Annotated in this window: 9 protein-coding genes; all 9 read right to left on the bottom strand. The window is 61.2% G+C overall.

Translation table 11 applies throughout. The annotated features are described in order from the left end of the window. Nucleotides 1-1953, bottom strand: coding sequence for an acetoacetate--CoA ligase (locus PSH59_RS14735; protein ID WP_305393033.1), 1953 nt, complete (start codon nt 1951-1953; stop codon nt 1-3). Between the two features lie 99 nt (nt 1954-2052). Continuing rightward, nucleotides 2053-2826, bottom strand: a complete 774-nt coding sequence (locus tag PSH59_RS14730) for a 3-hydroxybutyrate dehydrogenase (protein WP_305393032.1) — start codon at nt 2824-2826, stop codon at nt 2053-2055. A 7-nt stretch (nt 2827-2833) separates the two neighbouring features. Then, nucleotides 2834-4225 carry a GntP family permease gene (locus tag PSH59_RS14725; RefSeq protein ID WP_305393031.1) on the bottom strand — a complete coding sequence of 464 codons (1392 nt, stop codon included), beginning with the start codon at nt 4223-4225 and terminating at the stop codon, nt 2834-2836. A 294-nt stretch (nt 4226-4519) separates the two neighbouring features. Further along, the gene (locus tag PSH59_RS14720) at nt 4520-5914 is read right to left on the bottom strand and encodes a sigma-54-dependent Fis family transcriptional regulator (RefSeq protein WP_248083463.1); all 1395 of its coding nucleotides are present in this window, start codon (nt 5912-5914) and stop codon (nt 4520-4522) included. Then, nucleotides 5911-7485 carry an ABC transporter ATP-binding protein gene (locus PSH59_RS14715; protein ID WP_248083462.1) on the bottom strand — a complete coding sequence of 525 codons (1575 nt, stop codon included), beginning with the start codon at nt 7483-7485 and terminating at the stop codon, nt 5911-5913. The genes PSH59_RS14720 and PSH59_RS14715 overlap by 4 nt, the downstream gene beginning before the upstream one ends. Before the next feature lie 10 nt (nt 7486-7495). Further along, the gene (locus tag PSH59_RS14710) at nt 7496-8518 is read right to left on the bottom strand and encodes an ABC transporter permease (RefSeq protein WP_248083461.1); all 1023 of its coding nucleotides are present in this window, start codon (nt 8516-8518) and stop codon (nt 7496-7498) included. Next, nucleotides 8518-9579, bottom strand: coding sequence for a microcin C ABC transporter permease YejB (locus PSH59_RS14705; protein WP_248083460.1), 1062 nt, complete (start codon nt 9577-9579; stop codon nt 8518-8520). The genes PSH59_RS14710 and PSH59_RS14705 overlap by 1 nt, the downstream gene beginning before the upstream one ends. Next, entirely contained in the window at nt 9579-11438 is a 1860-nt protein-coding gene (locus PSH59_RS14700; protein ID WP_305393030.1) for an extracellular solute-binding protein, read from the bottom strand. The genes PSH59_RS14705 and PSH59_RS14700 overlap by 1 nt, the downstream gene beginning before the upstream one ends. A gap of 131 nt (nt 11439-11569) precedes the next feature. Then, on the bottom strand, nt 11570-11851 hold the full coding sequence (locus PSH59_RS14695) for a peptidylprolyl isomerase (RefSeq protein WP_005788801.1): 282 nt from the start codon (nt 11849-11851) through the stop codon (nt 11570-11572). Nucleotides 11852-11926: the final 75 nt, after the last annotated feature.

The raw sequence follows: 11926 nt of genomic DNA, 5'->3' as shown, positions 1-11926 counted from the left end.
TTAAGCCAGTTCCGGACGGTCGCGAAACGCCTCCAGAGCCTGCGGGTTGGCCAGCGCGTCGGTGTTCTTCACCGGCTCGCCATGCACCACGTTGCGCACCGCCAATTCGACGATCTTACCGCTGATGGTGCGGGGAATATCGCTGACCGCCAGGATCTTGGCCGGCACATGGCGTGGCGTGGTGTTGGCGCGGATCACCTGGCGGATCTGCTGCTCCAGCGCGTCATCCAGGGTCACGCCGTCATCCAGGCGCACAAACAGCACCACCCGCACATCGTCCTGCCAGCGTTGACCGATGGCCAGGCTTTCCAGCACTTGTGGGACTTTTTCCACCTGGCGGTAGATCTCCGCCGTGCCGATGCGCACGCCGCCGGGATTGAGTACCGCGTCGGAGCGTCCGTGAATCAACAGGCTGCCGTTGGGGCGTTGTTCGGCGTAGTCGCCCTGGGCCCACACGCCGGGGAACTGGCTGAAATACGAGGCGCGCAGTTTTTGTTGCTGAGGGTCGTTCCACAAGCCAATGGGCATGGCCGGGAAGTGCCGCGTGCACACCAGTTCGCCTTTTTCACCGATCAGTGGCCGGCCCTGGTCGTCCCACACCTCGATCGCCATGGCCAGGCTCTTGCACTGCATCTCGCCGCGCCGCACCGGCAGCACCGGATTACCGATCACAAAGCAGGAGACGATATCGGTGCCGCCGGACATCGACGACAAACACAGCTCACCCTTGATCTCGCGGTACACGTAGTCGTAGCTCTGGGGCGACAGCGGCGAACCGGTGGAAATCAGCCCCTTGAGGCTGCTCAAGTCATGGCTCAGGCGCGGTTGCAGCCCGGCCTTTTCCAGGGTGGTGAGAAATTTGGGGCTGGTACCGAACACGCTGATCTTTTCGGCATCGATCAGGTCGATCAAGCGTTCCGGGCCGGGGTGAAACGGCGAGCCGTCATACAGCACCGCCGTGGCGCCGATGGCCAGCACCGACACCAGCCAGTTCCACATCATCCAACCGCAGGTGGTGTAGTAGAACAGGCAGTCCTCGCGGGACAGGTCGGCATGCAGGCCGTGTTCCTTGAGGTGGGTGAGCAGCACACCGCCAGTGCCGTGGATGATGCACTTGGGCACACCGGTGGTGCCGCTGGAGTAGAGAATGTACAGCGGATGGTCGAACGGCACCGCGACGAATTGCGGCTCACCGCCGGGTTGGTAAAAGTCGCTCCACAGCGCCACCTTGGCGTGGGTGTGATAGTCCTCCACCCGTGCCTCGGGCCGCGTATATGGCACCACAATCAATTGCTCCAGGGACGGCAACCGTTCGAGGATTTCATTGAGCTTGGCGCTTTGGTCGATGGTTTTTCCGGCGTATTGGTAACCGGCGCAGGTGATCAGCACTTTGGGTTCGATCTGGCCGAAACGATCGATCACGCCCTGGGTGCCGAAGTCCGGCGAGGAACACGACCAGATCGCCCCCAGACTGGTGGTGGCGAGCATGCCCACCAGGGTCTGCCAGGTATTGGGCATGCAGGCGGCGACGCGGTCGCCCTGGGCCACACCGGCAGCCCGCAGGCTGCGCTGCAGGCCGGCGACGTGCGCGGCCAGTTCGGCGTAGGAGAGTTGCTCGCGTTGGCCGTCTTCGCTGATGGCCACCACGGCCGGATGCCCGTCACGGCGGCGCAGCAGGTGTTCGGCGAAGTTCAGGGACGCACCGGGAAACCACTGTGCGCTGGGCATTTGGGTACCTTCGATCAGCGCCTTGGTGGGTGGGCTGCGAAAGTGCACGTCGAAGAAGGCGACGATGGCCTGCCAGAAGTCCGGGCGCTGGTCGATGCTCCATTGGTGCAGGGCTGGGTAGTCATTGAGCTGCACGCCATGGCGATCATTGATAAAGCACCGGAACTGGTCCATCCGCGTGTGGCGGATGCGTTCGGGCGAGGGTTGCCAGAGGATTTCGGACATCAGCAAGGTCTCTTATTCTTGTAAACATCTACCCGTCAACATAGCTCAACGATGGGAACGGGCATGCCCCTTCCCACAGCAGAGCTTCAGCGTCCGGTTTTATTGTGCCAGCCAGCCGCCGTCGATATTCCACGCAGCACCGCGCACCTGGCGGCCCGCTTCGCTGCACAAAAACAGCACCAGTTCACCCAACTGCGGCGGCGTGACGAATTCCAGTGATGGCTGCTTCTGCGCGAGCAAATCGTGCTGCGCCTGTTGCGGGTCCACCCCCGTGGCGATGCGATCATCAATCTGCTTTTGCACCAGCGGCGTCAACACCCAGCCTGGGCAGATTGCATTGCAAGTCACATTGCTGGTGGCCGTCTCCAGGCCTACCACTTTGGTCAGCCCGATCACCCCGTGCTTGGCCGCTACATAGGCCGCTTTGCCCACCGAACCGACCTGACCATGCACCGAGGCGATGTTGACGATACGTCCCCAGCCCTTGGCCTTCATGCCTGGCAGGCTAAGGCGCGTGCTGTGGAACACCGAGGACAGGTTGATGGCGATGATCGAGTCCCAGCGCTCTGCCGGGAAGTCTTCGACGGCGGCCACGTGCTGGATGCCGGCGTTATTGACCAGAATGTCCACGCCACCGAATTCGCGTTCGGCGTAGGCGATCATGTCGGCGATCTGCGCCGGGTCACTGACGTCCGCCGGGTGATGACCGACCTTGCCGCCGAACGCCTGCACCTGGGCGATCACCGCGCTGGCGTCGCCAAAGCCGTTGAGGATCAGATTGGCGCCGGCTTTCGCCAGGCTCAGGGCGATGCCCAGGCCGATGCCGCTGGTGGAGCCGGTGACCAGGGCGGTCTTGCCGTTCAATGTTGTCATGCAAACCTCACACAATGCCGGTGGCGTAGAAAGTACCGATTACCACGAACACCGCAAGGGTCTTGATAATCGTGATGCCGAAAATGTCTTTGTAGGCTTCGCGGTGGGTCAGCCCGGTGACCGCCAGCAGCGTGATCACCGCGCCGTTGTGGGGCAGGGTGTCCATGCCGCCGCTGGCCATGGCGGCCACCCGGTGCAGCACTTCAAGGGGGATATTGGCCGCATGGGCCGCCGCAATAAAGCTCTCGGACATGGCCGCCAGCGCGATACTCATGCCGCCGGAGGCGGAACCGGTGATACCGGCCAGCAGCGTCACGGTGATCGCTTCATTGACCAACGGGTTGGGGATGCCCTTGAGCCAGTCCGCCAGCACCAGAAAGCCCGGCAGCGAGGCGATCACCGCACCAAAGCCGTACTCCGACGCGGTGTTCATCGCCGCCAGCAGTGCACCGCTGACCGCACTTTTACTGCCCTCGGCCAACTTGCTTTTGATCGCCGAGAAGCCGAACACCAGCACCACGATAATCCCCACCAGCAACGCCGCCTGCACCGCCCAGATCGCCGTGAGCTTGGCAATTTCGGTGGTTACCGGCGTGCTCATGCCTGGCAGGCTGAGGCTGTGGGTCTTGCCATACCACTGCGGTATCCAGTGGGTGAACAGCAGGTTCATCACCCCCACCAGAATCAACGGCGACAGCGCGATCCACGGGTTGGGCAGGGTCAGGTTCTCGGCGGTTTCCGGCTCGTTGCGCAGCTCGGTGCCGTAGCCTTCACCCGCTCGCTGGGCTTTGTTGCGTTGGCGTGCCAGGTAGAGCATGCCGGCGCAGAACACGAAGACCGTGCCGATCAAGCCCAGCCACGGCGCCGCCCAGGCGGTGGTGTTGAAGAAGGTGCTGGGGATGATGTTCTGGATCTGCGGCGTGCCGGGCAATGCGTCCATGGTGAACGAAAATGCGCCGAGGGCGATGGTTGCCGGAATCAGCCGCTTGGGGATATTGCTCTGGCGGAACATCTCCGCTGCGAACGGGTACACCGCAAACACCACCACAAACAGCGACACGCCGCCGTAGGTAAGCAGGGCGCAGACCAGCACGATCACCAGCATTGCCTGACGCGTGCCGAGCAAACCGATTGCGGCGGCCACAATGGACCGCGAAAAGCCCGACAGCTCAATCAGCTTGCCGAACACTGCGCCGAGCAGGAACACCGGGAAATACAGCTTGATAAACCCGACCATTTTCTCCATGAACACCCCGGTAAACGCAGGGGCGACGGCGGAAGGGTCGGTGAGCAGGACCGCGCCGAGGGCGGCGATGGGGGCAAACAGGATAACGCTATAGCCACGGTAGGCAGCCAGCATCAACAGCGCGAGAGCTGCCAGGGCAATGATCACACTCATGGTGTGTCTCCAGATGGGATTGTTATTTTTGTGGGTGGTGCTGTGGGAAAGGCTATAGCGAGATACGTGCCATATCTTCAAAGTATTGAAAAATATGGAAATTTTAAGGGCTGACAAACAAAGATTCAGCACGTATCTCTTTTTTGAGACAAGCCAAGATCAAATATGAGAGAGCGCAAGGCCCTAATGAGGCGCTGTTATTCAGCAGATCTGCTTGCCGCGCCTGACTTTTCCCAAGCAAGCTCGCGCTCAAATATATGTCTCTTTATGGAGATAGTTGTCTCTTATGTGAGACTAGGCGATGCCCAGAGCAACCATTTTCTTGTAGAGTGTCGACCTGCCCAGCCCCAACCGCCTGGCCGCTTCCACCACATTCCCCTCACATTCCCTGAGCGCCGCGCCAATCACCTGCCGATCAAACCGCTCCCGCGCCGCCGCGAACGTCTCGCCTTCAACCGCCGCCACGGCACTGCCACGCGCCACCGGAGTGAACGTGCCTATCGCCGCGCGAATCTCCCCGGCATTCAACACCAGGTCATCACTCAACAACGCCGCGCGCTCCAGCACATTGCGCAACTCGCGGATGTTCCCCGGCCATGCATGCTGCGCCAACAGTGTCAGGGCTTCTTGGTCCAGCTCATGCCGGCTGTTCAGGTCTTCGAGGATCGCTTCGCTCAACGCCGGAATATCTTCCAGACGCTCGCGCAGCGGGGGCACCTGGATCGGCAGCACATTCAACCGGTAATACAGGTCGGCGCGAAACTCACCGCGTTTGATCGCCGCTTCCAGGTCCATGGACGTGGCCGCGATCACCCGCACATCGCTGTGCAGCATTTCGTTGGAACCTACCGGTTCGAATTCCTTCTCCTGCAACACCCGCAGCAGTTTGCTTTGCAACGGCAGCGGCATATCGCCGATTTCATCGAGGAACAGGGTGCCGCCCTGAGCGATCTGGAATTTGCCGGGACGGCCTTTGCGGTCGGCGCCGGTGAACGCGCCCGGTGCGGTGCCAAAGAACTCGGCCTCCAGCAAGTCGTGGGGAATGGCCGCGCTGTTGATGCTCACAAACGCTTTGTGCGCCCTGGGCGAAGCCCCATGAATGGCCTGGGCCAGCAACTCTTTGCCGGTACCGGTTTCACCGAGCAGCAGCACCGGCGACTCGGCACTTGCACTGCGTCGCGCCCGGCGTTTGACGTCGAGGCTGGCGGCGCTGGTGCCGATAAAGTGCGCAAAGTTGTACTTGCTTTGGCGTTTACGCAGCAGCGAGCGGGTAGAGGCCAACTCCTGCTGCATGCTCAGGTAGCGTTCGATCAGCGGCGACAGGTTGCGCAACTCATCGAACAGCGCAAACCCAATCGCCCCGATCACCGCGCCCGCGTCGTCATGGATCGGCAGGCGCATCACCACCAAGGGGCCTTTGGGCGTGTCCTGGATATCCAGCAGAATCGGCAGATCGCTGCGCACCACCTGGCGCAACAGACTGTTGGAGATCACTTGCTCGCACGGTTGGCCGATGGCTTCTTCGGCGCTGTTAAGACCGAAGCGCTTGGCGTATCGCTCGTTCATCCACACGATATTGGCGTCGCGGTCGACAATCACCGTGCCTTCGCTGGACTGCTCGATGATCTCGAACAGCGACTGGATGGCCAGGCCGCGAACCTGCTGGTAGTCACTGAGGCGGGTGCTCATGTCGACAGTCCGCACGCTGCAGTCAGCAACTCCCGAGTGTAGGGATGTTGCGGTGACTCAAAGACATCGTGGCTGGCGCCGCTTTCCACCACCTTGCCGTCCTTGATCACGATCATGTCGTGGGCCATGGCACGTACCACTGCCAGGTCATGGCTGATGAACAGGTAGGTCAGGCCGTATTTTTCCTGCAGTTCGCGCAACAGCGCGACCACTTGTTTCTGCACGGTGCGGTCCAGCGCGGAGGTCGGCTCGTCCAGCAGCATCAGCGCCGGCTTGAGCACCAGGGCGCGGGCGATGGCGATGCGTTGGCGCTGGCCGCCGGAAAACTCATGGGGGTAGCGATGGCGGCTGGCGGGATCCAGGCCCACATCCTTGAGCACCTGGATTACTTGTGCATCACGGTCGGCCAGGCTGCACGGCGCATGCACTTCGAGACCTTCGCTGATGATCTGCTGCACCGACATACGCGGGCTGAGGCTGCCGTAGGGATCTTGAAACACCACCTGCATTTGCTTGCGCCATGGACGCATTTGCTGGTGGTTCAGTGGGTCGAGGGCTGCGCCCTGGAAACGGATGCTGCCGCTGGAGTCGATCAAGCGCAAAATCGCCTGGCCCAGGGTGGACTTGCCCGAACCTGATTCACCGACAATGCCCAGGGTCTTGCCGCGCTGCACGCGCAGGCTGATGCCGTCCACCGCGCGCAAGTACGTCTTGCGCTGGAACAGCCCGCCGCCAAGGGGAAACTGCACGGTCAGGTCGTTCACTTCCAGAACCGTCTCACGCGGGTCGCTGCACAGCACATCGCCCGACGGTTCGGCGTCCAGCAACAATTGGCTGTAGGGGTGTTTCGGCGCGGCAAACAAGGTCTCGCAGTCGGCCTGCTCGACAATCTCGCCGGCACGCATCACGCACACCCGCTGGGCCATGCTGCGTACCAGGTTGAGGTCGTGGCTGATCAGCAGCAGCGACATGCCCAGGCGTTGTTGCAGGGACTTGAGCAGCAGCAGGATCTTGCGCTGCACGGTCACGTCCAGCGCGGTGGTGGGTTCGTCGGCGATCAGCAATTCCGGCTCGCAGGCCAGGGCCATCGCGATCATCACCCGCTGGCGTTGGCCACCGGACAACTGATGGGGGTAAGCCTTGAGGCGCTCCTTGGGGTTCTGGAGGCCCACCAGTTCGAGCAGTTCGAGAATGCGCGCCTGCGCGGCCTTGGCGCCCAGCCCCTTGTGCAGCAACAGGGTTTCGCCGATTTGCTTTTCGATACTGTGCAGCGGGTTCAGCGAGGTCATCGGCTCCTGGAAAATCACCGCAATGCGGTTCCCGCGCAGCTTCTGCAACGTGGCGGCCGGTGCACCGATCAACTCCTGGCCGCGATACTTGATTGAACCGGTGGTGTGGGTGCCGGCCTCGGGCAGCAGTTGCAGGATCGAATGGGCCGTGACCGACTTGCCCGATCCGGACTCGCCCACCAGCGCCAGGCACTCGCCGGGACGCACGTCCAGGCACAGCTTGTTGACGACGGTCTGGCCGCTGAAGGCGACGCTGAGGTCGCGGATTTCGATCAGGTTCATCGGGATTCACTCATGAACGTGGGTCGAAGGCGTCACGCAACGCCTCGCCGATAAAGACCAGCAGCGACAGGATCAGCGCCAAGGTAAAAAACGCCGTCAGGCCCAGCCACGGTGCTTGCAGGTTTTGCTTGCCCTGGGCAATCAGCTCACCCAGCGAGGCGCTGCCGGCGGGCATGCCGAAGCCAAGAAAGTCCAGGGCGCTCAAGGTGGAAATTGCCCCGGTCAAGATAAACGGCAGATAGCTCAACGTCGCGGTCATCGCATTGGGCAGGATATGCCGGCGAATGATCTTGCCGTCGCTCAGGCCCAAGGCGCGAGCGGCCTTGACGTACTCCAGGTTGCGCCCGCGCAGGAACTCGGCGCGCACCACGTCCACCAGGGCCAACCAGGAAAACAACGCCATGATGCCCAGCAACCACCAGAAATTCGGCTCGACAAAACCCGACAAAATGATCAACAGGTACAACACCGGCAAGCCGGACCACACCTCAAGCACTCGTTGCCCGATCAAGTCCACCCAGCCGCCGTAGTAACCCTGCAAGGCCCCGGCGGCGATGCCGATAGCCGCGCTGATGGCGGTGAGCGCCAGGGCAAACAGGATCGACACCCGGGCACCGAAGATCACCCGCGCCAGCACATCGCGGGATTGATCATCAGTGCCCAGCCAGTTCACCGCAGACGGGGGGCTGGGGGCAGGTCGGGTCAGTTCGTAGTTGGGCGTGTCATCGCTGAACGGGATGGGCGGGAACAGCATCCAGCCGCCTTCCTTCTTGATCAGCTTTTGCACGTAATCGCTGCGGTAGTCGGCCTGGAACGGCAGTTGGCCTCCGAACTGCTGCTCGGTGTAGCGCTTGAACACCGGGAAATACAGCTCATTTTTGTAGCTCAGCACCAGGGGTTTGTCGTTGGCAATCAGTTCGCCGCCGAGGGTCAGGATAAACAGGCCGATAAACAGCCACAGCGACCACCAGCCACGGCGATTCTTCTTGAACCGTTCGAAACGCCGACGGGCAACGGGAGACAAGTTGATCATCAAGCGTTCCTCGCGGCGAAGTCGATACGCGGGTCCACCAGGGTGTAGCAGAGGTCACCGATGAGTTTTATCAAGAGGCCGAACAGCGTGAAGATAAACAACGAACCGAACACCACCGGATAGTCTCGTGACACGGCGGCTTCGTAACTCATGCGGCCCAGGCCGTCGAGGGAAAAGATCACTTCGATCAAGAGCGAACCAGCGAAGAACACGCTGATGAACGCCTGGGGAATCCCCGAAATCACCAGCAGCATGGCGTTGCGGAACACGTGGCCGTACAGCACCCGTTGCTCGCTCAAGCCTTTGGCCCGTGCCGTCACCACGTATTGGCGCGTGATTTCATTGAGGAACGAGTTCTTGGTGAGAATCGTCAGTGTGGCGAAGCCGCCGATCACCAGGGACGTTACCGGCAGCACCAAGTGCCAGAAGTAGTCGGCAATCTTGCCGACGGCAGTCAGCTCTTCGAAGTTTTCCGAGACCAGACCACGCACCGGAAACCAGTTCAGCGACGTGCCCCCGGCAAACACCACGATCAGGAACATGGCAAACAGAAACGCGGGCATCGCATAGCCGATCACGATGGCCGTGCTGCTCCATACATCAAAGCTGCTGCCGTGGCGTACGGCCTTGCGGATGCCCAGGGGGATAGACACCAGATAGGTGATCAGCGTGGCCCACAGTCCCAGGGAAATGGTGACTGGCATTTTTTCCAGGATCAGGTCGATCACCGTCTTGCCGCGAAAGAAGCTGTTCCCAAAATCCAGTTGGGCATAGCTCTTGAGCATCAGCCACAGGCGTTCCGGCGCGGGCTTGTCGAAGCCGTACTGTTTCTCGATGTCCTGGATCAGCTTGGGGTCCAGGCCGCGGCTGGCGCGCGAACCACTGCTGATGCCTTCACCGGATGAACCGCCGACACCACCGCCGCCAATCCCCTGCAGGTGCGCAATGGCCTGTTCCACCGGACCACCGGGGGCGGCCTGCACAATCACGAAATTCACCAGCAGGATAATCACCAGGGTCGGGATGATCAGCAGCAGGCGCCGCACGATATACGCAAACATCAGCGGGCTCCTGCGCGTTTTTTCAGTTCGGCGCTCATCTGCTCATTGGTCAGTGGTACAGGGCTGATTTCCCACCAGGTTTCCAGGGCCTCGTCGTTCTTGGCCTCGACGGCCGGGCGGCCGAAACGGTTCCACCACGCGGCGGAGGTGCCGGGCGGGTAGTAGTTGGGGATCCACAGGTAGTTCCATTGCAGCACCCGGTCCAGAGCATGGGCGTAGGTGAGCATTTTTTGCTGGGTGTCGGCTTTGACCAACCCCTTGATCAGGCTGTCGACGGCGGGATCCTTGAGCACCATGTAGTTATTGGCGCCCGGATCGAAGGCCGCGCTCGAGCCGAAATAGTTGTACAGCTCCATGCCCGGCGACGTGGTCACCGGAAAGCCGGTGACGATCATGTCGTAATCCCGTGTCATCAAACGGTTGACGTACTGGGATGAGTCGATACGGCGGATATTCAAGGTGATGCCGATCTGCGCCAGGTTGCGCTTGTAGGGCAGCAACAGACGTTCCAGGCCCGCCTGGGCGTTGAGAAACGTAAACTCCAGCGGCTCGCCTTCGGCGTTGACCAGCTTGTCGCCGTCGGGTTTCCAGCCTGCTGCTTCCAGCAGGGCCAGGGCTTGCAGCTGTTTATCGCGGATCATGCCGCTGCCATCGGTGACCGGCGCCTTGAATACCTGGCTGAACACCTCCTCAGGCACTTGCCCGCGCAAGGGTTCCAGAATTGCCAGTTCCTCCTTTGTCGGGGGTTGGCTGGCGGCCAGCGGGCTATTGGAAAAGAAGCTCTGCTGGCGGATGTACATATTGCGCATCATCTGCCGGTTGGCCCATTCGAAGTCCCACAGCATCGCCAGGGCCTGGCGCACGCGGCGGTCTTTGAACATCGGCTTTTGCACGTTGAACACGTAACCTTGCGCCGGTTGCGGCATCTCTTTGGCCAAATGGGCGCGTTGCAGACGGCCGTCGTCCAGGGCCGGACCGTTGTAGCCGATGGAGTAGCCGGTGGCGGAGAATTCGCGATTGAAATCATAGGCGCCGCCGCGCAGCACCTGGCGGGCCACTTCGGTGTCGCCGAAGTACTCCAGGCTCAGGTGATCGAAGTTGTACAGGCCGCGACTCACGGGCAGGTCTTTGCCCCACCAGTTCGGGTCGCGGGTAAAAGTGATGGTATTGCCGCCGTCGATCTTGCTGACTTTATACGGGCCGCTGCCCAGCGGCGCTTCATAGCCGCCGCCATTGGCGAAGTCGCGAGTTTTCCACCAGTGTTCGGGGAACACCGGCAGGGTGGCAAGATCCAGGGGCAGGGTCCGATTTTCGTTGCTGGAAAAGTCAAAGCGCACTTGGCGCTCGCCTTCCACTTCAACCTGTTTCACGTCGGCGAACAGCGTGCGAAAGCGCAGGCTGCCTTGGGTCATCAACAAGTCGAAGCTGTAGCGTACGTCCTCGGCGGTGATGGGCTTGCCGTCGGCAAAGCGTGCCTTGGGGTTCAGGTAAAAACGCAGTGACAGGCCGTCCTCGGCGCGCTCCATTTTTTCCGCCACCAGGCCATAGACGGTATAGGGTTCATCCAGGGAGCGCTGGGCCAGGGGCGCATAGAGCCAACCGTCGACCTGGGACACGCCGATGCCTTTGTCGATATAAGGCAGTACATGGTCAAAGCGTCCGATCTCGATAGCCGAACGCTTTAAGCTGCCGCCCTTGGGGGCATTGGGGTTGGCATAGTCGAAATGGCTGAAACCGGCAGGGTACTTGGCCGCTTCGCCGTACACCGTGAGGTACGGTTGTGGCGCCGCGCTCACGGCGGCACTGGCCAGCAGCAGGGCAAGGGTGGAGCTCAATAGGGTCGAGAAGGCCAATCGCATTATCAGTCTTGAACGCCGCGTAAAGAAGAATAAGGATTTGTACGCTAACGGCATCAGCGTCGCCAGTCATCACATGCACAACGGCCCACCATAAGGCGGGCCGTTGTTTCAAGCATTAGCGCGGGCGGGCATCAGTCCTGACGGCTGGTGACTTCCAGCAGGTGGTAGCCGAACTGAGTCTTGACCGGGCCTTGCACGGTGTTGACTGGCGCGCTGAATACCACGGTGTCGAATTCTTTAACCATCTGCCCTGGACCGAACGAACCCAGGTCGCCGCCTTGACGGCTGGATGGGCAGCTGGAGTTGGCTTTGGCGATTTCTGCGAAATCAGCGCCGCCTTCGATTTGGGCCTTGAGTTCGTTGCACTTGTCTTCAGTGGAAACGAGGATGTGACGGGCGGTGGCTTTGGCCATGAGAGTAACTCCTTGAATAAAAAGGGTGAGCCTACCGGATTCAGGCGGTTATTTCCTGGCAAAGTTCCCGGCAGT

Source organism: Pseudomonas sp. FP2309 (assembly GCF_030687575.1).
Taxonomy (GTDB): Bacteria; Pseudomonadota; Gammaproteobacteria; order Pseudomonadales; family Pseudomonadaceae; genus Aquipseudomonas.
The sequence above is the reverse complement of the archived record's forward strand: the minus strand, read 5'-3'. Positions and strand labels throughout refer to the sequence as shown.